Annotated in this window: 19 protein-coding genes; 7 read left to right on the top strand and 12 right to left on the bottom strand. The window is 61.2% G+C overall.

Annotation, left to right across the window (positions count from 1 at the left end):
* Positions 1-10: 10 nt before the first annotated feature.
* Positions 11-172 carry a hypothetical protein gene (locus PSH86_RS06705; RefSeq protein ID WP_003184513.1) on the bottom strand — a complete coding sequence of 54 codons (162 nt, stop codon included), beginning with the start codon at positions 170-172 and terminating at the stop codon, positions 11-13.
* A gap of 93 nt (positions 173-265) precedes the next feature.
* Positions 266-607 carry an aspartate-semialdehyde dehydrogenase gene (locus PSH86_RS06700; RefSeq protein WP_109755784.1) on the bottom strand — a complete coding sequence of 114 codons (342 nt, stop codon included), beginning with the start codon at positions 605-607 and terminating at the stop codon, positions 266-268.
* 229 nt (positions 608-836) lie between these two features.
* Between PSH86_RS06700 and rapA the strand changes: the two genes are divergently transcribed.
* Complete coding sequence (gene rapA, locus PSH86_RS06695; protein ID WP_109755783.1) at positions 837-3,683, top strand: RNA polymerase-associated protein RapA; 2,847 nt, start codon at positions 837-839, stop codon at positions 3,681-3,683.
* Positions 3,684-3,928: 245 nt separating this feature from the next.
* On the opposite strand, the gene PSH86_RS06690 is transcribed toward rapA, so the two are convergent.
* From PSH86_RS06690 to PSH86_RS06675, 4 genes are all read right to left on the bottom strand, one after another.
* Positions 3,929-4,771 carry a cache domain-containing protein gene (locus PSH86_RS06690; RefSeq protein ID WP_305488761.1) on the bottom strand — a complete coding sequence of 281 codons (843 nt, stop codon included), beginning with the start codon at positions 4,769-4,771 and terminating at the stop codon, positions 3,929-3,931.
* Positions 4,772-5,017: 246 nt separating this feature from the next.
* Positions 5,018-5,893 (bottom strand): ATPase, encoded by an 876-nt coding sequence (locus PSH86_RS06685; RefSeq protein WP_163855047.1) that lies wholly within the window; start codon positions 5,891-5,893, stop codon positions 5,018-5,020.
* Between the two features lie 107 nt (positions 5,894-6,000).
* Positions 6,001-6,993, bottom strand: coding sequence for an NAD(P)-dependent oxidoreductase (locus tag PSH86_RS06680; RefSeq protein ID WP_305488758.1), 993 nt, complete (start codon positions 6,991-6,993; stop codon positions 6,001-6,003).
* An 87-nt stretch (positions 6,994-7,080) separates the two neighbouring features.
* Complete coding sequence (locus tag PSH86_RS06675) at positions 7,081-7,980, bottom strand: LysR family transcriptional regulator ArgP (protein WP_109755779.1); 900 nt, start codon at positions 7,978-7,980, stop codon at positions 7,081-7,083.
* Positions 7,981-8,078: 98 nt separating this feature from the next.
* On the opposite strand from PSH86_RS06675, the gene PSH86_RS06670 reads away from it, so the two are divergent.
* The 4 genes from PSH86_RS06670 (at position 8,079) to PSH86_RS06655 (ending at position 13,316) form a co-directional block, all read left to right on the top strand.
* Positions 8,079-8,681, top strand: a complete 603-nt coding sequence (locus tag PSH86_RS06670; protein ID WP_109755778.1) for a LysE/ArgO family amino acid transporter — start codon at positions 8,079-8,081, stop codon at positions 8,679-8,681.
* Positions 8,682-8,856: 175 nt separating this feature from the next.
* The gene (locus PSH86_RS06665) at positions 8,857-9,453 is read left to right on the top strand and encodes a superoxide dismutase (protein ID WP_116831632.1); all 597 of its coding nucleotides are present in this window, start codon (positions 8,857-8,859) and stop codon (positions 9,451-9,453) included.
* Between the two features lie 294 nt (positions 9,454-9,747).
* A complete protein-coding gene (locus tag PSH86_RS06660; protein WP_116831631.1) occupies positions 9,748-11,799 on the top strand; it encodes a bifunctional diguanylate cyclase/phosphodiesterase in 2,052 nt (683 codons plus the stop codon).
* Between the two features lie 173 nt (positions 11,800-11,972).
* Positions 11,973-13,316 carry an imelysin family protein gene (locus PSH86_RS06655; RefSeq protein WP_109755775.1) on the top strand — a complete coding sequence of 448 codons (1,344 nt, stop codon included), beginning with the start codon at positions 11,973-11,975 and terminating at the stop codon, positions 13,314-13,316.
* A 263-nt stretch (positions 13,317-13,579) separates the two neighbouring features.
* On the opposite strand, the gene PSH86_RS06650 is transcribed toward PSH86_RS06655, so the two are convergent.
* The 4 genes from PSH86_RS06650 to PSH86_RS06635 form a co-directional block, all read right to left on the bottom strand.
* The gene (locus PSH86_RS06650) at positions 13,580-14,818 is read right to left on the bottom strand and encodes an RNA polymerase sigma factor (protein WP_232200737.1); all 1,239 of its coding nucleotides are present in this window, start codon (positions 14,816-14,818) and stop codon (positions 13,580-13,582) included.
* Positions 14,818-15,294, bottom strand: a complete 477-nt coding sequence (locus PSH86_RS06645; RefSeq protein WP_116831629.1) for an SRPBCC family protein — start codon at positions 15,292-15,294, stop codon at positions 14,818-14,820. The genes PSH86_RS06650 and PSH86_RS06645 overlap by 1 nt, the downstream gene beginning before the upstream one ends.
* Positions 15,295-15,321: 27 nt before the next feature.
* Entirely contained in the window at positions 15,322-15,666 is a 345-nt protein-coding gene (locus PSH86_RS06640; RefSeq protein WP_003198606.1) for a YciI family protein, read from the bottom strand.
* Positions 15,667-15,733: 67 nt separating this feature from the next.
* A complete protein-coding gene (locus PSH86_RS06635; RefSeq protein ID WP_212801981.1) occupies positions 15,734-16,168 on the bottom strand; it encodes a nuclear transport factor 2 family protein in 435 nt (144 codons plus the stop codon).
* A gap of 141 nt (positions 16,169-16,309) precedes the next feature.
* On the opposite strand from PSH86_RS06635, the gene PSH86_RS06630 reads away from it, so the two are divergent.
* On the top strand, positions 16,310-16,795 hold the full coding sequence (locus PSH86_RS06630) for an N-acetyltransferase (RefSeq protein ID WP_116831628.1): 486 nt from the start codon (positions 16,310-16,312) through the stop codon (positions 16,793-16,795).
* 129 nt (positions 16,796-16,924) lie between these two features.
* Here the strand turns inward: PSH86_RS06630 and PSH86_RS06625 are convergent, their stop codons facing one another.
* Together PSH86_RS06625 and PSH86_RS06620 are read right to left on the bottom strand one after the other, a co-directional pair.
* Entirely contained in the window at positions 16,925-17,413 is a 489-nt protein-coding gene (locus PSH86_RS06625; protein WP_109755770.1) for a GyrI-like domain-containing protein, read from the bottom strand.
* A gap of 80 nt (positions 17,414-17,493) precedes the next feature.
* Positions 17,494-18,156 (bottom strand): LysE family translocator, encoded by a 663-nt coding sequence (locus PSH86_RS06620; RefSeq protein WP_109755769.1) that lies wholly within the window; start codon positions 18,154-18,156, stop codon positions 17,494-17,496.
* A gap of 206 nt (positions 18,157-18,362) precedes the next feature.
* On the opposite strand from PSH86_RS06620, the gene alaC reads away from it, so the two are divergent.
* The gene (alaC, locus tag PSH86_RS06615) at positions 18,363-19,580 is read left to right on the top strand and encodes an alanine transaminase (protein WP_109755768.1); all 1,218 of its coding nucleotides are present in this window, start codon (positions 18,363-18,365) and stop codon (positions 19,578-19,580) included.
* Positions 19,581-19,604: the final 24 nt, after the last annotated feature.

Genomic DNA, 19,604 nt, shown 5'->3' with positions numbered 1-19,604 from the left:
CGAGGGGGGTTCAGCGCTTTTTCGGTTTGTTTTTCGGCTTTTTCTTGGGCTTGCCCAAAGGCATGGCCTGTTCGAAAGCCTGACGGACTTCGTTGAGGCGTTTTTCATTGAGGTCGTGAACGCGCTTGGCGCGCTCGGCACTGAGGTCGATCAGCTTGTCGTCTTGGCTCATGGCGTGTGGGCATCGTGCAGTGAATTGCGGTGTGCCCATGATGCGTGCTGTTGGCGGCGTTGACCAGCCTGTGCGGGAGGGCAAACGCCTGAATCAGATCTGGATATCGACCCACAGGCCCTGGCGGGACTCTTCGTCTATCAGCGGCACCACCGGCACGGTGTTGTCGGCATTGAGTTCGGTACCCGGTACGGCTAGGTGTTCTTCAGGGTCTTGATCGGCCTCGCGGCGGCGCCTTTGGCGCTCCTGCTGGCGACGCTGTTCTTCGCGCAACAGCAGCGCGGCCTCTTCCGGGTCGCGATTTTGCAGGTCGATGGTGCTTTCGTTAGAGCTCTGCTGCACCGGGACCACGGGCGGTATGTCCGGTCGCTGGCGAACCGGATCCTGTTGAGCGGTGATGGGTACGGCGCTCAAAGGGAGCATGGGTGGCAACATAAAGGTCTCCTGTCTTCAGGTTGTCGGCTAGGATAGTGGCAGCTTGAACCGCCGGTCTGAAACTTGTGACCCAGTTGGCATTGCTGCAATCCCCGGGGCGGAGCTTGTTTGATCGCAGGGCAAGCTTAAGTTCCGTGTCGTCGGTAATGAATCAGCGTGCGTAAATCCTTTGGTCTGAAGGTTCCTTCCGTTAAGATAACCGGCTTTTTCAAGGCGGGAGTCAGGCAGCATGGCGCAGCAGTATCAACCGGGGCAACGCTGGATCAGTGACAGCGAAGCCGAGCTGGGTTTAGGCACCGTTCTGGCACAGGACGGCCGCTTGTTGACCGTGCTCTATCCGGCCACTGGCGACACCCGCCAGTACGCGCTACGGAATGCGCCGCTCACCCGTGTACGGTTTTCCCCGGGCGATGTGATCACTCACTTCGAAGGCTGGAAAATGACCGTGCGCGAAGTCGATGATGTCGATGGGCTGCTGGTCTACCACGGCCTCAATGGGCAGAACGAAGTCGTCACCCTGCCGGAAACCCAGCTCTCGAATTTCATCCAGTTCCGCCTGGCCAGCGACCGTCTGTTCGCCGGTCAGATCGACCCACTGGCCTGGTTCTCCCTGCGCTACCACACCCTGGAGCACACCAGTCGCCAGTTGCAGTCTTCGCTCTGGGGCCTGGGCGGCGTACGCGCACAGCCAATCGCCCACCAGTTGCACATTGCCCGTGAAGTGGCCGACCGCATCGCACCACGGGTGTTGCTGGCGGACGAAGTCGGCCTGGGCAAGACCATCGAAGCCGGACTGGTGATCCACCGTCAACTGCTCTCCGGCCGTGCCAATCGCGTACTGATCCTGGTGCCGGAAAACCTCCAGCATCAGTGGCTGGTGGAAATGCGTCGGCGTTTCAACCTGCAAGTCGCGCTGTTCGACGAAGAACGCTTCATCGAAAGCGATGCCAGCAACCCGTTCGAAGACACCCAGTTGGCCCTGGTGGCGCTGGAGTGGCTGGTGGACGACGAGAAGGCCCAGGACGCGCTGTTCGCCGCCGGCTGGGACCTGATGGTGGTCGACGAAGCTCACCATCTGGTTTGGCACGAAGACCAGGTCAGCCCGCAGTACGCCTTGGTCGAACAGCTCGCCGAGACGATCCCGGGCGTGCTGCTGCTGACCGCGACCCCGGAACAACTGGGCCAGGACAGCCACTTCGCCCGCCTGCGCCTGCTGGACCCCAATCGCTTCCATGACCTGAAGGCCTTCCGCGCCGAGAGCGAAAACTATCGCCCGGTGGCCGAAGCCGTGCAGGAATTGCTGGACAAGGGCCGTCTCTCGCCCGAAGCCCACAAGACCATCCACGGCTTCCTGGGCAACGAAGGCGAAGCCTTGCTGACCGCCGTCAATGACGGCGATGTCGAAGCCAGTGCCCGCCTGGTCCGCGAATTGCTGGACCGCCACGGCACCGGCCGCGTGCTGTTCCGCAATACTCGCGCCGCGGTGCAGGGCTTCCCGGAGCGCAAGCTACACGCCTACCCGCTGCCCTGCCCGGACGAATACCTCGAGCTGCCGTTGGGCGATCATGCCGAGCTGTACCCGGAAGTCAGCTTCCAGGCCCAGCCGGACGCCAGCGAAGAAGAGCGCTGGTGGCGTTTCGACCCGCGGGTCGAGTGGCTGATCGACACGCTGAAAATGCTCAAGCGCACTAAAGTGCTGGTGATCTGCGCCCACGCCGAAACCGCCATGGACCTGGAAGACGCCCTGCGCGTGCGTTCCGGCATCCCGGCCACGGTGTTCCACGAAGGCATGAACATCCTGGAGCGCGACCGCGCGGCAGCCTATTTCGCCGACGAAGAATTCGGCGCCCAGGTGCTGATCTGCTCGGAAATCGGCAGTGAAGGCCGTAACTTCCAATTCGCCCATCATTTGGTGCTGTTCGACCTGCCGTCCCACCCGGACTTGCTGGAGCAGCGCATCGGCCGTCTGGACCGGATCGGCCAGAAACACACCATCGAGCTGCATGTGCCGTACCTGGAAACCAGCCCGCAAGCGCGCTTGTTCCAGTGGTATCACGAAGCCCTGAATGCCTTCCTCAACACCTGCCCGACCGGTAACGCCTTGCAGCATCAGTTCGGCCCGCGCCTGCTGCCCTTGCTGGAAGAAGCCGACGATGGCCAGTGGCAAGCGCTGATTGACGAGGCCCGCGCCGAACGCGAGCGCCTGGAGGCTGAGCTGCACACCGGCCGCGACCGTTTGCTGGAGCTCAACTCCGGCGGCGCGGGTGAAGGCGATGCGCTGGTGGAAGCCATTCTCGAGCAGGACGACCAGTTCACCCTGCCGATCTACATGGAAACCCTGTTCGACGCGTTCGGCATCGACAGCGAGGACCACTCGGAAAACGCCCTGATCCTCAAGCCAAGTGAAAAGATGCTCGACGCCAGCTTCCCGCTGGGCGACGACGAAGGCGTGACCATCACCTACGACCGCAACCAGGCGCTGTCTCGCGAAGACATGCAATTCATCACCTGGGAGCATCCGATGGTGCAAGGCGGCATGGACCTGGTGTTGTCCGGCTCCATGGGCAACACCGCCGTGGCGCTGATCAAGAACAAGGCCCTCAAGCCTGGCACCGTGTTGCTGGAATTGCTCTACGTCAGTGAAGTGGTAGCCCCACGCTCACTGCAACTGGGCCGTTACCTGCCACCGGCCGCCCTGCGCTGCCTGCTGGACGCCAACGGCAACGACCTGGCCGCCCGGGTCTCGTTCGAAACCCTGAACGACCAGCTCGAAAGCGTGCCCCGTGCCAGCGCCAACAAGTTCATCCAGGCCCAGCGCGACCAACTGACGCCACGGATCAACGCCGGTGAAGAGAAAATCGCCCCGCGTCATGCCGAACGCGTGGCCGAGGCCCAGCGCCGCCTGGCCGCCGATACCGACGAGGAACTGGCGCGCCTGACCGCCCTGCAAGCGGTCAACCCGACCGTGCGCGACAGCGAACTGGTGGCCCTGCGCCAACAGCGTGAGCAGGGCCTGGCGATGCTTGAGAAGGCCGCGTTGCGCCTGGAGGCGATTCGGGTGTTGGTAGCGGGCTGATTGCCGCAGCAACCCGAAAAAAGGCCCGCAGCGATGCGGGCCTTTTTTTGTGGAACCTGCCATACACAGAACTGTTTAGACCGGAGACATGATCACTGTGGCGAGGGGATTTATCCCCGCTGGGTTGCGCAGCAACCCTCTGCGTTCTAACTGATGATCGTGTTGGTTGATGGATTATGGGGCTGCTGCGCAGCCCAACGGGGATAAATCCCCTCGCCACATATACACGCGCCTCGGTGCCAGCCTCAAGGACTGTAATACCCCACCGCCACCAGGAAATGCCCGACCTTCTTCAGGTACGCGTGCTTGTCCTCGACCTTGCCGGTCACCGGGTTCTTCCAGCGATATTCATACTCCCCCACGTCCTGCTTGCCGATCATGGCCAGGATCGGTTCCCCCACTGGCTTGCCATCGGGGTCCTTGACCTTGGCGAAGTCGGTATTGATCAATCGCAGGTTGGTGCCGTGGCCGACATAGCGCCGGGTATTGAGATCGACGACAAAGACATACAAGTCATCCTGCAGATAACCGCCCTTAAGGGAGTTAACCGCCGTCAGCGTGGCTTTTTCGTTTTTCAGTAAATCGCTCGAAGCCTTGTCGAGCAAGGCCCTGGCCTGCTCGGCAGAGGCCCGTGGCAGGTAGTAGCCGACGGCCAGGATTCGCTCGCCGACGCGTTGGAAATACACATGCTTGCGCTCGACCTTGCCATCCGCCCAGTTCTGCCAACGGTACTCGGCTTGCTGGATGCCACTGGCCTCGGGGGTTTTCAAGGCGTCCTTGAAGGCTTTGCGCAGATCCGGTCCCAACACTTCGGAAACGTCTCGCCCGATCAGCGCCGAGGAAGGCCCGCCGCTGGCGAGCATCACACCCTGGGTGTCCACCACGAAGACGTAGCGATCCTTGTCGACGAATTCCCCTTGACGACTGAAGGCGGCAAGCGCTTTGTCACCGTTGTCATGGTAGTAAGCCAAGGCCTTTTCCAGCAGTGTCCGGGCCGCCTGGCCATCGTCGGGCGGTGCGGCGTGAACCGGTGCCAACCCCAGCACAAGCATTGCGCCCAGCCAGGCCATCCTGTGAAAAAAACCCATACGCATGCCCCTCGTTCTTGTTGGTGTTTCAAGAGCGTAGACGGCGTGGGGTGATGTACGAGTATTCAGGGGATTGCTGGGGGAAATCAGTGGATATGGACATTGACTGAGATGGCGCTATCGCGAGCAAGCTCGCTCCCACACTGGACCGCGTTGGTGGGGGCGAGCTTGCTCGCGATGGCGGTGGCACATTCACCCATGATGCCACTGGCCTGCGCTATCGCAGGCACGCTCACTTTCACTGGCTCACTGAGCCCGAGCGTTGAGCTGCTGCTGCAAATGCTGGATCTGCGCTTGCAAAGTGTTGATGTTACGGGTGACCTGGCCGCGAAAGGCGTCGAACTCGGCGGTGTTGCCACCCTTATCCTGCTGGCTCTTGAGCACGATCACGTCCTGTTCCAGACGGTCGATGGCAGAATTGGAGGTGGCTCTTTTCAGGGCGGTGATGTCGGCGCCGATGCTCTTGAGCTGGGCATCCAGGGCACCGCCCTCGCCCTGGCTTTTCAGGGCGGTAACTTCAGTCGCCAGCGTCTTGACCTGGGCCTGGAGCTCCTTGTTGGCCGCTTGCAGTTGAGTGTTGGTGTTCTGCTGTTCAGAGGCCTGGGCAATGAGCTGGGCCAGTTCCTTGTCCAGGTCGGCGGACGGGCCGAAGGTGGCTTGCTGTTGCTTGTACTGCTCCAGCAGTTTGTTGTCGAATTGCTTGCCCTGATCCTGCAACTTGCTTTCCAACTGCTTGATCTGCAGTTTCAAGGCCTCACTGTCGCTCATCACATTGGACTGACCGGCGACGACCTTGCCGGAAAACTCCTGCAGGCGCCCCGCCGCATCTTCACTGATCCGGGCGAAGCTTTCCTGGGTAGCCACCAATTGCTGCTCCATCATGGAAATCTGCTGGAAGCTCCACCAGGCCAGGAAACCGAACGCACACAGCAGCGCGCCGACCAATGCCCACAGCGGCCCGGTGCTGGGACCCTTGACCTTGGCCGCAGCCACGGGCGCCGGGCGCGCTTGCACGTGGGGCTGGCGGTTGGGCAGGAAATCATCGTCATCGGGAATGTCGGCCCGCATCCGCAGGCTCGGTACATCATCGAAGTCGTCGTTGGCATCGTTACGCATGGGCATGGATTCAACCTTTGAGAAACCGGTGATGGCGTGATGCGGCGAGTATAACCCCCTCGCCCGCCGCACCGATTGACCCCGAACATGACACTCGGTTCATGACGGGCCGATCAGCGGGCATTTTGGACCCTCCACCAAGCGCAAAATTCATCGAGGGCGGTCCACAGGCTGACTTGCGGATCGTAATCCAGATAATGCCGCGCCCGGCTGATGTCCAGGGTGAAACTTTTGTTCATGACCTGCATGCCCAGGCGCGACAGCGTCGGTTCGGGGCGGCCCGGCCACAGCTTGCAGAAACCTTCATTCAAGGCCGCGACACTGTAAGCCAAGCCGTAGGAACGATAACGCCGGACCTGTGGGACTTCCATCTGACGCATCACATAATTGACCGCGTCCCACAGCGGAACCGGTGCCCCGTTGCTGATGTTGTAGGCCTTGCCCAAGGCTGAATCGGTCGCCAGCAGGCTGCTGAGCAACGCTTCATTGAGGTTTTGCACGCTGGTGAAATCCACCCTGTTCAACCCGTTGCCAACAATGGCCAGGCGCCCCTTGCGCTGCATTTTCAACAGGCGCGGGAAAATGCTCATATCACCGGCGCCGGTCACGAAACGCGGGCGCAGGGCCAGCACTTCGAGGCCGAATTCCTGGGCGCCGAAGACCTTCTGCTCGGCCAGGTACTTGGTGGCGGCGTAGGGGTGCTTGAAGCGCTTGGGCACTTGTTCTTCGGTCAGCCCGAGGTGATCACGGCCGTCGAAGTAGATGGACGGCGAGGACAGATGAACCAGGCGGCGAACCTTCTGCTTGAGGCAGGCCTCGACGACATTTTCCGTCACCTGGACATTGCCCTGGTGAAAATCCTGGTAGCGGCCCCAAAGCCCCACGGAGCCGGCGCAATGCACGACGGCCTCGACATCCAGGCACAAATCGCGGGCCAGCAGCGGGTCGCTCAGATCCCCTTGGACAAACTGTGCACCGCGCCGCACCAGGTGCTCCACGCTCTCGGCCCGGCGACCGTTGACCCGTACATCCAGGCCTTGCTCCAGGGCGAAACGCGCAAAGCGCCCGCCGATGAAGCCGCTCGCGCCGGTGACCAGAATTTTCATGAATGCTCCTAAGAAATGCGGTTACGAGCCTCGAGCTACAACCTGCAAATTAATCTGTGCGCTGCTTATTTAGTTGCAGCTTGACGTCTATTGCGGCTCCCAAGGCACCAGCCATTGCCGGGAGGATTGAATCAACTGTTCGGTCAATGAACCGAGCAACTGCCCGCCGTTGCGCCAATAATGCCAGTACAGCGGCACATCGATCGGTTTATCTGCCAACAGCTCCACCAGCTCGCCTCGTTCCAGTTGCCCACGCACTTGCAGCTCCGGCGCCAGCCCCCAGCCGAGGCCGGCCTCGGCAAGACGGATGAATCCTTCGGACGACGGGCACAGATGGTGTTCGAAACCGCCCTCCACCCCCAGGGACGCGAGGTAGCGGTGTTGCAGGAAATCGTCCGGGCCAAACACCAGTGCCGGCGTATGGGCCAACTGATCAGCGCGCGCGCCATCGGGGAAATGCCTGGCTATGAACGCCGGACTGGCCAGGGCCCGATAACGCATGGCCCCCAGCAATACGCTGCGGGCGCCAGCCACAGGACGCTCACTGGCGCAAACACACGCCGCCACTTCGCCAGCGCGCATGCGCTTGAGGCCGACGGTCTGGTCTTCTACCACCAAGTCGAGCAACAGATGATGCCGGGCGCAGAAATCGCCCACAGCCGCTGCCCACCACGTCGCCAGGCTGTCGGCATTCAAGGCGATGCGCAGGCGTTCGGGCAGGCCCTCTTCATCCAGTGCCGGTACCAAACTTTGCAGGTCACGCTCTAACAGACGCACCTGTTGCACATGGTTGAGCAAGCGGCGACCGATCTCGGTCGGCGCAGGCGGCGTGGCACGCACCAGTACGGGCTGGCCGACCCGCGCCTCGAGCAGTTTGATGCGCTGGGAAATCGCCGATTGCGACAGCCCCAGTACCTGGGCGGCCCGCTCGAAACCGGCTTGCTCGACGACCGCCGCCAGGGCGGAAAGCAATTTGTAATCGAACATCAGTTTTCCTAATGAGCAATCAGCAAGATTGGTTTTTCTTATACAGCTTGCCACCGGAGAATGGCCAGCATTCAAGCATCGACGGGGGAGTAAAAATCATGTGGCAAAGCTACGTTAACGGACTGCTGGTGGCACTTGGGCTGATCATGGCCATTGGCGCGCAGAACGCGTTTGTGCTGGCCCAGAGCCTGCGTCGCGAGCATCACTTGCCGGTAGCGGCGCTGTGTATCACCTGCGATGCGTTGCTGGTCGCCGCCGGCGTGTTCGGGCTGGCGACCTTGCTGGCTCAAAGCCCGTTGCTGCTGTCGATCGCTCGCTGGGGCGGCGCGATATTCCTGCTCTGGTACGGCAGCCAGGCGTTGCGTCGGGCCTGCTCGAAACAGAGCCTGCAACAAGGGGAAAAACAGGCCGTGCGCTCGCTACGGGCCGTACTGCTCAGCGCGCTGGCGGTGACGCTGCTCAATCCCCACGTGTACCTCGATACCGTGTTGCTGATCGGCTCCCTCGGTGCCCAGCAAAGTGTCCCCGGTGCCTATGTGGTGGGGGCGGCCAGTGCCTCACTGCTGTGGTTCTTCACCCTGGCCTTCGGTGCCGCGTGGCTGGCACCCTGGCTGGCTCGTCCAAGCACCTGGCGGATTCTCGACCTGCTGGTGGCGGCGATGATGTTTACCGTGGCGGTGCAATTGATCGTCAACGGCTGATTATTCCAAACCGCTCTGGAACCTCTATCCCACACAGTTGTTGCGTGGTTATGCCGCACCCCCGGTGCTATGATCCGACTCCTGCGCCGCAAAGAGTACAAACTCCCCGGCGCTAGTCTGGCCGCCCGTGATCGGCCTTGCGCTCACCGCAACTGACCTGATTAGGAGAATCACCATGGCTTTCGAATTGCCGCCGCTGCCCTATCCACACGACGCACTGGCGCCGCACATCTCCAAAGAAACTCTGGAATTCCACCACGACAAGCACCACAACACCTACGTCGTGAACCTGAACAACCTGGTGCCAGGCACCGAGTTCGAAGGCAAGTCTCTGGAAGAAATCGTCAAGACTTCCTCGGGCGGTATCTTCAACAACGCCGCTCAGGTCTGGAACCACACCTTCTACTGGAACTGCCTGGCGCCAAACGCCGGCGGTCAACCAACCGGCGAACTGGCCGAAGCCATCAACAAGGCCTTCGGTTCGTTCGACAAGTTCAAGGAAGAGTTCAGCAAGACTTCCATCGGCACCTTCGGTTCCGGCTGGGGCTGGCTGGTGAAAAAGGCTGACGGTTCCCTGGCCCTGGCCAGCACCATCGGCGCCGGCAACCCGCTGACCAGCGGCGACACCCCGCTGCTGACTTGCGACGTCTGGGAACACGCCTACTACATCGACTACCGTAACCTTCGTCCGAAATACGTCGAAGCGTTCTGGAACCTGGTCAACTGGAAATTCGTCGCAGAGCAATTCGAAGGCAAAGCCTTCACTGCCTAAGCGTCAATGCCAGACAAAAGAACCCGGCACCGCGCCGGGTTTTTTTCGCCGGGTAAAAATGTCCGCAGGCAAAATACCTCGCGTCTGGAACCCAAGAAAAAATCCCTGGAGGCCTCAAGTTGCGGCCCCTTCCAACCGACACAATGGTCATAGAGCAAACACTCTGGAAAAAACGTACATCGGTCAGGTTTCAAGCGAAAACCCTTGTGTTTGATTGTCCCTTTGACTGCCATCACAGGATTGCCAATACTCATGGCAACTTGACGCTACCCGCACGGAACAAGGAACCACTCTTTGAAGCTGGAACTCAAGAACAGCTTGTCTGTGAAGTTGCTCCGGGTCGTGCTCCTCTCGGCATTGATCGTTGGCATGATCTTGAGCTGCGCCCAGATCGTGTTCGATGCCTATAAAACCAACCAGGCTGTCGCCAGTGACGCCCACCGTATCCTCGATATGTTCCGCGATCCTTCGACCCAGGCCGTCTACAGCCTGGACCGGGAAATGGGCATGCAAGTGATCGAGGGCCTGTTCCAGGACAAAGCCGTGCGCATGGCTTCCATCGGCCATCCCCGCGAAACCATGCTCGCCGAAAAAACCCGGCCCTTGCAGCACTCCGAAAGCCGCTGGCTGACCGACCTGATCCTGGGCAAGGAGCGCACTTACACCACGCAACTGGTAGGACGCGGGCCCTACAGTGAATATTACGGCGACCTGAGCATTACGCTCGACACCGCCACCTACGGCGAGGGTTTCATCGTCAACTCGGTGATCATCTTCATTTCCGGGATGCTGCGGGCCCTGGCCATGGGCCTGGTGTTGTACCTGGTCTATCACTGGCTGCTGACCAAACCGTTGTCGCGGATCATCGAGCACCTGACTGAAATCAACCCGGATCGCCCCAGCGAGCACAAGATCCCGCAGTTGCGAGGCCACGAGCAAAACGAGCTGGGCCTGTGGATCAATACGGCCAACCAATTGCTCGAATCCATCGAGCGCAACACGCACCTGCGCCACGAAGCGGAAAACAGCCTGCTGCGAATGGCCCAGTACGACTTTCTCACCGGCCTGCCCAACCGTCAGCAGCTTCAACAGCAACTGGACAAGATCCTGGTGGATGCCGGGCGCCTGCAACGCCGGGTAGCGGTGCTGTGTGTGGGGCTGGATGATTTCAAGGGTATCAACGAACAGTTCAGCTACCAGACCGGCGACCAGTTGCTGCTGGCCTTGGCCGATCGGCTGCGGGCCCACAGTGGCCGGCTCGGCGCCCTGGCGCGACTGGGGGGCGACCAGTTCGCCCTGGTCCAGGCCGACATCGAACAGCCCTACGAGGCCGCCGAGCTGGCCCAGAGCATCCTCGATGACCTGGAAGCGCCGTTCGTCATCGACGACCAGCAAATCCGCCTGCGGGCCACCATCGGTATCACCCTCTTCCCCGAAGATGGCGACAGCACCGAGAAACTGTTGCAGAAAGCCGAGCAGACCATGACCCTGGCCAAGAGTCGCTCACGCAATCGCTACCAGTTCTACATCGCCAGCGTCGACAGCGAAATGCGCCGCCGGCGTGAACTGGAAAAAGACTTGCGCGAGGCCCTGGCCCGCGAGCAGTTCTCCCTGGTGTACCAGCCACAGATCAGTTACCGCGACCTGCGCGTGGTGGGCACCGAAGCCCTGATCCGCTGGCACCATCCCGAGCACGGCCTGGTGCCGCCGGACCTGTTCATTCCCCTGGCCGAGCAGAACGGCACCATCATCGCCATTGGCGAATGGGTACTGGACCAGGCTTGCAGTCAATTGCGCGAATGGCACGACCAGGGCTTCGTCGACCTGCGCATGGCGGTCAACCTGTCGACGGTGCAACTGCACCACGCCGAATTGCCACGGGTGGTGAACAATCTCCTGCAAATGTACCGGCTGCCGCCGCGCAGCCTGGAGCTGGAAGTCACCGAAACCGGCCTGATGGAAGACATCACCACCGCTGCCCAGCATTTGCTGAGCCTGCGCCGTTCCGGGGCGCTGATTGCCATCGATGACTTCGGGACCGGCTATTCGTCCCTGAGCTACCTCAAGAGCCTGCCGCTGGACAAGATCAAGATCGACAAGAGCTTCGTCCAGGACCTGCTCGACGACGAGGACGACGCTACCATCGTCCGGGCCATCATCCAATTGGGCAAGAGCCTGGGGATGCAGGTCATTGCCGAGGGCGTCGAGACAGTCGAGCAGGAAGCCTACATCATCGCCGAGGGCTGCCACGAAGGTCAGGGGTATTACTACAGCAAACCACTGCCGGCACGGGAATTGGGCGCTTATCTGAAGCAGGCCGAGCGCAGCAAGGTTTCCATCATCTGATTTCCCCCTCCCAGGCGCCTACAGACGCTGCCGAAAGGCAGCGATCCGCATCATTAAATAAGAAATATTTACAACCATAACCCTTTACACATAATGCAAATCTTTCGCATTATGTCGCAGTTTTTGCGCACCCTCGCGCCTGTCCCATCCATCACCGAAGCAGGATGTTCGCCATGATTCGTATGCCCCTGGCTACCGCCAGTCTGCTGGCCATCGCTATTTCCCTCGCCGGTTGCGGCGAAGGCAAAGACAAGGCCGCCGCGCCGCAAGCGCCAACGCCTGCCGCCAGCACCGCGGCACCGGTCGCCCCTGCTGCTGCCGGCAAAGTCGACGAAGCCGCCGCCAAGGCCGTTGTCGCGCACTATGCCGACATCGTCTATGCCGTCTACAGCGATGCCGAATCCACTGCGAAGACCCTGCAAACCGCCGTCGACGCGTTCCTGGCCAAGCCGAACGCCGAGACCCTGAAAGCCGCCAGGGCTGCCTGGGTTGCCGCACGCGTGCCGTACCTGCAAAGCGAAGTGTTCCGCTTCGGCAACACCATCATCGACGACTGGGAAGGCCAGGTGAACGCCTGGCCCCTGGACGAAGGCCTGATCGACTACGTCGACAAGTCCTACGAGCACGCCCTGGGCAACCCGGGCGCCACCGCCAACATCATCGCCAACACTGAAGTCCAGGTGGGCGAAGACAAGGTCGACGTGAAAGACATCACCCCGGAAAAACTCGCCAGCCTCAACGAGCTGGGCGGTTCCGAGGCGAACGTCGCCACCGGCTACCACGCCATCGAATTCCTGCTGTGGGGCCAGGACCTCAACGGCACCGGCCCTGGCGCGGGCAACCGTCCGGCTTCGGACTACCTGCAAGGTGCCGGCGCCACGGGCGGCCACAACGACCGTCGCCGTGCCTACCTCAAGTCCGTGACCCAATTGCTGGTCAGCGACCTGGAAGAAATGGTCGGCAACTGGAAGCCGAACGTGACCGACAACTACCGCGCCACCTTGGAAGCCGAACCAGCCGAAAGCGGCCTGCGCAAGATGCTGTTCGGCATGGGCAGCCTGTCCCTGGGCGAACTGGCGGGCGAGCGCATGAAGGTGTCCCTGGAGGCCAACTCGCCAGAAGACGAGCAGGATTGCTTCAGCGACAACACCCACAACTCGCACTTCTACGATGCCAAGGGCGTGCGCAACGTGTACCTGGGCGAATACACCCGCGTCGACGGTACCAAGATGACCGGTGCCAGCCTTTCGTCCCTGGTGGCCAAGGCCGACCCGGCCGCCGACACCGCGCTTAAGGCCGACCTGGCGGATACCGAGGCCAAGATCCAGGTCATGGTCGATCACGCCAACAAGGGTGAGCACTACGACCAACTGATCGCCGCAGGCAACACTGCCGGCAATCAGATCGTGCGCGACGCCATCGCCGCACTGGTCAAGCAGACCGGTTCGATCGAACAGGCTGCGGGCAAGCTGGGCATCAGCGACCTGAACCCGGACAACGCTGATCACGAGTTCTGATCAACGCGAGAAACAAAACCTGTGGGAGCGAGCCTGCTCGCGATGAGGGCATATCAGTCGACATCACGGTTGGCTGATCCACCGCTATCGCGAGCAGGCTCGCTCCCACAGTTGATTTCAGCTGTTCACAAAAGTGATGCCAGCCACAGACCCTGTGGGAGCGGGCTTGCTCGCGAAGACGTCGGCACAGTCGACATTGATGTAGCCTGACACTCAGCCTTCGCGAGCAAGCCCGCTCCCACAGGAACTTCGTTGTTTGTGGTTCATCGCTGCAATCCAGCAAGCCGCCCTTCGATAAATCGCCGTTCGGGCAGTTGCTGCGTCAGTTCGAGCGCACGTCGGTACGCGGCCCTGGCCTCGTCCACTTGCCCCAACTGCCGACAGAACTCCGCCCGTGCCGAATAGGCCAGGTGATAGTCAGTCAAATCCCCCCTGGCGAGTATCCCGTCAACGAGGCGCAAGCCTGCTTCCGGTCCGTCGCGCTTGGCCAGGGCGGCGGCGCGATTGAGCTCGATTACCGGCGACGGCACAGCCCGCAACAAAACATCATAAAGCCCGACGATCTGCGGCCAGTCGGTCTGCTCCGCCGTCGGCGCTTCGGCATGCACCGCCGCAATCGCCGCTTGCAGGCAGTACGGCCCGAACCGCCGGGTCTTCAGCGCGGTTTCCACCAGCCCACAGCCCTCGGCGATCAACTCGGCGTCCCACAAAGATCGCTCCTGCTCATCCAGCAAGATCAGTTCACCGGTCGACGACGTTCGCGCCGGTCGCCGGGACTCGTGCAGCAACATCAACGCCAGCAACCCCATGACCTCGGCCTCGGGCAGCAACTCCATCAACAAACGCCCAAGGCGGATGGCTTCGCGGGTCAGGTCTTCGCGAGTCAACTCAGCGCCCATCGACGCCGAATAACCTTCGTTGAACACCAGGTAGATCACCCGCAGCACACTGTCCAACCGTTCCGGCAGCTCCGCACGAGACGGCACCTGGTAAGGGATCCCGGCATCGCGGATTTTCGCCTTGGCCCGCACGATGCGTTGGGCTATGGCCGCCGGAGCGGCGAGGAAAGCCCGGGCGATTTGCTCGGTTGTCAGGTCACAGACCTCTCGCAGTGTCAGAGGCACCTGAGCATCAGCTGCCAGGGCCGGGTGGCAACAGGTGAAAATCAGCCGCAGGCGATCGTCTTCCACGTCTTCCTCACTCCACTGGCCCTGCTCCAGCTCTTCGAGCTGGGCGATCAACATCGGCCGGGACGCGGCGAAACGCGCGCGCCTGCGCAAACTGTCGATGGCCTTGAAACGCCCGGCAGAAACCAGCCAGGCCCGCGGATTTTCCGGCACACCGTCGCGCTGCCAGCGCTCGACCGCAATGAAGAAGGCCTCGTGCAAGGCTTCTTCGGCGAGGTCGAAGTCCCCCAGCAGGCGAATCAGTGTCGCCAGGATCCGCCGCGAGTCTTGCCGATAAACCTGCTCGACGCGCGCCTTGACCGTTTCGGCCGACATCAGTCGGGCATGCCTTGGGTAACCAGTGCCTCGAGCCGGTCCAGGCTCTGGCCCCACCCCTCATGGAAGCCCATGGCTTCGTGCGCCTGACGGTCCTCCTCGCTCCAGTGCAGCGCACGGGCGGTGTAATGGGTTTTGCCGTCCACCTCCTCGAGCAGCACCTCTGCGGTCATGAAGGCCTTGCCGGAGGGGATCCAACCGGGCACGAACGCATCGGTGAACACCAGGCGCCGCGGGGCGAGGATTTCCAGGAACACACCCATGGTAGGGTATTCACTGCCGTCGGGCGCACGCATCAGGGTGCGAAACTGGCCGCCGACCCATAGGTCCATTTCGCACTCTGGCGTGGTCATGCCATGGGGTCCCCACCATTGGACCAGCAAGGCCGGCTCGGTCCAGGCGCGGAAAATCTTCTGGCGCGGGGCATCGATCACCCGGCTGATGGATAACGCGTAAGCGGCAGCTGCAAGGTTCATGAATGAAATCCTGTTTGTGCTTGTTGTTCAGGGGTTCAGTTGGCGAACCGGTCGTACTTCGACGCAGCCGACCCGGGCCGCCGGAATATTGCCGGCGACCTGGATAGCTTCGTTGAGGTCCTTGGCATCGATCAGGTAGAAGCCCGCCAGTTGCTCCTTGGTTTCGGCGAACGGACCGTCGGTGATCGACAGCTTGCCGCCGCGCATGCGCACCGTGGTAGCGGTCTGCACCGACTCCAGGGCCTCGGCGGCGAGCATGCGCCCACTGCCTTGGATCGATTCGGCATAGGCCATGCACTCGGCGTCCTCCGGGCTGTCGGGCGAGTTATGCAGCGTGTGTTCGTTGCTATACACCAGGCATAGGTACTTCATGGAAGGCTCCGTGATCGAACTGATCAACTATGAACGGCTGGAAGACACTCGGCGAAAAAACCGACGATCAGGGTTGCAGGTCGAACAGCGCCGTACCGGCCATCGGATCGAACGGCGCGGACCAATGCTCATGGACGATCCGCCATTGCCCGGCTGCACGCTGGTAGCAGGCCGTCACACGCATCCAGCAGGCCTGTTCTTCGCCTTTGTCGTTGGTGCCGCCGCAATAGGCCAGCCAGTGGGCGAAGGCGATGTTCTCAGCCGAGGTGATCTTGACCTGGTGGAAATCGAACTTGTGCGGGCCGGGGCACATTTCCATGCAGGCTTGCCAATGGGCCCGGTAAGCGGCCTTACCCTTGAATTGCAAGGCCTGGATGGCGTCGAACGAGACAATGTTCTCGTCGTAGAGCGCCATGACCTTGTCAACGTCCTTGGCCATGACGGCTTGGCGATAGGTGTCGATCAGGGCCTGGATCTGGGTTTCAGTGGCTTGGGTATTCATGGTGATTCTCCGCAGGTTTTTATTGAAGACACCCTTTGTCGTTTGGAGAAACAGCGAATCGACAACCCAACAAAAATAATTCAAGGAAAAAAATTCGCTAGAATCCAAATCCAATTCTGCCGGCAGACAACGGACGTTTTTGTGACCGTTCAGCTCGTACCCTACGAAGACCTGACCCCGCTTCAACGCGAACAGGTCAGCGCCATCGAAATCCACCCCGAACAGATCAAGTTCGCCGGCGATATCCACGGTGCCCTGCACACGCTGCTGTCCAAGCCCGGCCCCGGGGTCAGGGGCTTTGCACTATTGGCTGAGCAGGTGCCGGTGGCCTTCCTGCTGCTCAAGCGCCCGCCGGTACTGCCCGCCTGGGCCAATGAACACAGCGCCACCCTGCATGCCCTGCAAGTCGACTATCGGGCCCAGGGCAAAGGTTATGGCAAGGCCTGCCTGCAGGCGCTACCCGCCGTGGCGCGAGCCGCCTGGCCGGAAATCCGCGGGCTGGAACTCTCGGTGGACGCCGACAACGACTCGGCCATCGGCCTGTACACCCGGCTGGGCTGGGTCGACAGTGGCGAGGCCTACAGAGGCCGCATCGGTTATGAGCGGCGGATGGGGTTGGTGTTTTGACCAAGGCATGACTCTTCTGTGGCAGCGAGCGCGATAGCGGTGGCACATCCAACCTCAATGCAAGCTGGCCCACCCCAATCGCGAGCAGGCTCGCTCCCACAGGTTTCCCATTGCGCAAAAAGGGTGATATCAGCTCGGCTTGAGCGGGATCCAGATCTCCAGGGTGCCTTGGCCGGTCCTGGGGTTGAAGTCTTCGCTGTAGCGTTCGAATTCCGGTGTGCAGGCCCCTTCGTGGCCGGACTGCGGTAACCACTCGCTCCAGATGTACTGGAAAGTTTGCGGCAGTGTCTTCAACGGGCCCCGATGTTCGAACACGGCGTAGCGCCCGGGCGGGATTTCGATCCAATGGTATTGTTCCGGCAGATCGTCGAGCCGGCTGATTTCCACGCCGGCAATGTATTCGAACCCGCCCTCCTCGTCCGGGTTGCAACACACACCGTAGGTCACTTCATCTTTCTGCCCTGGCACCTTGCCGAGCCAGGGCAGGAACTTTTCCCAAAGCAAAGGGATATCTTGGGCAGTGTCCTGGGTAAAACGAGCACCGAAGCCGGCGATGAGCTGGAAACGTCCCTGTTCAAAGCGTGGTTCGGCTGTGTAATCGCGTTTATGCTTTTCCATGCGGCAACACTCCAGCAAAACTTGAAGTCGGGCTTGGCAGTATAGAAGCCAAACGGTGATTGCCAGGGCCGTTTCGCTTATCAGATGCCAGGCAAGGCGCCGGCGACGGTTTTTCCTACAAACTCGTTGTAGCCAGAAACAATCACATACACCGCAAAATAACAGAAGATCGCAGCGGATGCCCAATAGGAGTAACGCAACAGTTTATCCCCCAACAGTCTGCCGCCCTGGGTCGCTGCCAGGCACAGAGCCGCACACCACAGCAGCCCGGCGCAGAGAAAACCGCTGAGAAACAGCGCCGAACTGAGCAAGGTCCCGCCACCCGAACGAGCGATCAACGTACCACCCACCGCCGCGAACCAGAGAATGGCACTGGGCGATGACATGGCCAGGAAAATCCCGCGAAAAAACTCCTGGCGCGAGGAGTTGCCCTGCACCTCGCCAGCCTCGGCCAGCACTGCGCTGTGATAGATCGCCGAATGGATCATCTTCGCCGCGAAATACAGCAACAGCACCGAGCCACCGAGCCACAACACCCAACGCACCGCTTCGTATTGCAGCAGCACGGTCATGCCGGCCAGGGCCAGGACCGCATAGACCAGGTCGCCCACGCAGGTGCCCAGGCCCAGGGCGAAACCCTGGAAATAGCCGCGCTGCATCGCCAGGGTGATCATCGCGATATTGGCCACGCCAATGTCCAGGCACAGGGAGAGACTCAGCAGGAAACCGCTGGAAAATTCCATCATTCATTCCGTTCGATCGAGGGCGGCGCATTCAACTGCCCGCAGCCGTCATTGATGGCCGCGCGCGAGGTCGACAGTGTCGTCGAAAATAGTTGCGCGCCGCTACTGGACAATTGGCCATCAGCGCCATTATCTTCCGCCACAGGCCACCGCAGTGGCCAACGTCGCTCGGACGGTTCCGGGCGCTCACGTATCTCGAGGCAACAATGGCCGAACAAGGTTCGCCGCGCCGCTTTGCGCGCATCGATCGACTCCCCCCCTATGTATTCAATATCACTGCCGAGCTGAAGATGGCTGCGCGTCGGCGCGGCGAAGACATCATCGACTTGAGCATGGGTAACCCCGACGGCGCCACGCCCCCGCACATCGTGGAAAAGCTGGTCACCGTCGCCCAGCGTGAAGATACCCACGGTTATTCCACCTCCAAAGGCATCCCGCGCCTGCGCCGCGCCATTTCGCGCTGGTACAAGGACCGCTATGAGGTGGACATCGACCCGGAAACCGAAGCCATTGTCACCATCGGCTCCAAGGAGGGCCTGGCCCACCTGATGCTGGCGACCCTGGACCAGGGCGACACGGTACTGGTACCCAACCCCAGCTATCCGATCCACATCTACGGTGCGGTGATCGCCGGCGCCCAGGTGCGTTCAGTGCCGCTGGTGCCGGGCGTGGATTTCTTCGACGAACTGGAACGGGCCATTCGCGGCTCGATTCCCAAGCCGAAAATGATGATCCTGGGTTTTCCGTCCAACCCGACCGCGCAGTGCGTGGAGCTGGACTTTTTCGAACGGGTCATCGCCCTGGCCAAGCAATACGACGTGCTGGTGATCCACGACCTGGCCTACGCCGACATCGTCTATGACGGCTGGAAAGCTCCGTCGATCATGCAGGTGCCTGGCGCGAAAGATATCGCGGTGGAATTCTTCACCCTGTCCAAGAGCTACAACATGGCCGGCTGGCGCATCGGTTTCATGGTGGGCAACCCGGAACTGGTCAGCGCCCTGGCGCGGATCAAGAGCTACCACGACTACGGCACCTTCACGCCGCTGCAAGTGGCCGCCATCGCCGCCCTTGAAGGCGACCAGCAATGTGTGCGCGACATCGCCGAGCAATACCGCCAGCGCCGCAATGTGCTGGTCAAGGGCCTGCATGAACTGGGCTGGATGGTGGAAAACCCCAAGGCGTCGATGTATGTCTGGGCCAAGATCCCCGAGGCTTATGCACATCTGGGTTCACTGGAGTTCGCCAAGAAGCTGTTGGCCGAAGCCAAGGTCTGCGTCTCGCCGGGGGTGGGGTTCGGGGAATATGGGGATGATCACGTGCGCTTTGCGCTGATCGAAAACCAGGACCGGATTCGCCAGGCTGTCCGTGGCATCCGTGGGATGTTCCGGGCGGATGGCTTGATAAACAAACCTGGCGCCTGACACTAAACCAATGTGGGAGCGGGC

The sequence above is a fragment of the Pseudomonas sp. FP2300 genome, from assembly GCF_030687595.1.
Lineage (GTDB): Bacteria > Pseudomonadota > Gammaproteobacteria > Pseudomonadales > Pseudomonadaceae > Aquipseudomonas > Aquipseudomonas bijieensis.
Note: the sequence above shows the minus strand (reverse complement) of the source record. Positions and strands in the feature narration are given on the sequence as shown.

What these genes read in the sequence shown, in the direction of transcription:
- PSH86_RS06680 (WP_305488758.1), bottom strand. Translation starts at nt 6,993, where the DNA reads ATGAAAATTCTGGTCACCGGCGCGAGCGGCTTCATCGGCGGGCGCTTT.
- alaC (WP_109755768.1), top strand. Translation starts at nt 18,363, where the DNA reads ATGGCCGAACAAGGTTCGCCGCGCCGCTTTGCGCGCATCGATCGACTC.
- PSH86_RS06640 (WP_003198606.1), bottom strand. Translation starts at nt 15,666, where the DNA reads ATGAAGTACCTATGCCTGGTGTATAGCAACGAACACACGCTGCATAAC.
- PSH86_RS06625 (WP_109755770.1), bottom strand. Translation starts at nt 17,413, where the DNA reads ATGGAAAAGCATAAACGCGATTACACAGCCGAACCACGCTTTGAACAG.
- PSH86_RS06620 (WP_109755769.1), bottom strand. Translation starts at nt 18,156, where the DNA reads ATGGAATTTTCCAGCGGTTTCCTGCTGAGTCTCTCCCTGTGCCTGGAC.
- PSH86_RS06700 (WP_109755784.1), bottom strand. Translation starts at nt 607, where the DNA reads ATGTTGCCACCCATGCTCCCTTTGAGCGCCGTACCCATCACCGCTCAA.
- PSH86_RS06650 (WP_232200737.1), bottom strand. Translation starts at nt 14,818, where the DNA reads ATGTCGGCCGAAACGGTCAAGGCGCGCGTCGAGCAGGTTTATCGGCAA.
- PSH86_RS06645 (WP_116831629.1), bottom strand. Translation starts at nt 15,294, where the DNA reads ATGAACCTTGCAGCTGCCGCTTACGCGTTATCCATCAGCCGGGTGATC.
- rapA (WP_109755783.1), top strand. Translation starts at nt 837, where the DNA reads ATGGCGCAGCAGTATCAACCGGGGCAACGCTGGATCAGTGACAGCGAA.
- PSH86_RS06685 (WP_163855047.1), bottom strand. Translation starts at nt 5,893, where the DNA reads ATGCCCATGCGTAACGATGCCAACGACGACTTCGATGATGTACCGAGC.
- PSH86_RS06635 (WP_212801981.1), bottom strand. Translation starts at nt 16,168, where the DNA reads ATGAATACCCAAGCCACTGAAACCCAGATCCAGGCCCTGATCGACACC.
- PSH86_RS06690 (WP_305488761.1), bottom strand. Translation starts at nt 4,771, where the DNA reads ATGGGTTTTTTTCACAGGATGGCCTGGCTGGGCGCAATGCTTGTGCTG.
- PSH86_RS06705 (WP_003184513.1), bottom strand. Translation starts at nt 172, where the DNA reads ATGAGCCAAGACGACAAGCTGATCGACCTCAGTGCCGAGCGCGCCAAG.
- PSH86_RS06670 (WP_109755778.1), top strand. Translation starts at nt 8,079, where the DNA reads ATGTGGCAAAGCTACGTTAACGGACTGCTGGTGGCACTTGGGCTGATC.
- PSH86_RS06655 (WP_109755775.1), top strand. Translation starts at nt 11,973, where the DNA reads ATGATTCGTATGCCCCTGGCTACCGCCAGTCTGCTGGCCATCGCTATT.
- PSH86_RS06665 (WP_116831632.1), top strand. Translation starts at nt 8,857, where the DNA reads ATGGCTTTCGAATTGCCGCCGCTGCCCTATCCACACGACGCACTGGCG.
- PSH86_RS06675 (WP_109755779.1), bottom strand. Translation starts at nt 7,980, where the DNA reads ATGTTCGATTACAAATTGCTTTCCGCCCTGGCGGCGGTCGTCGAGCAA.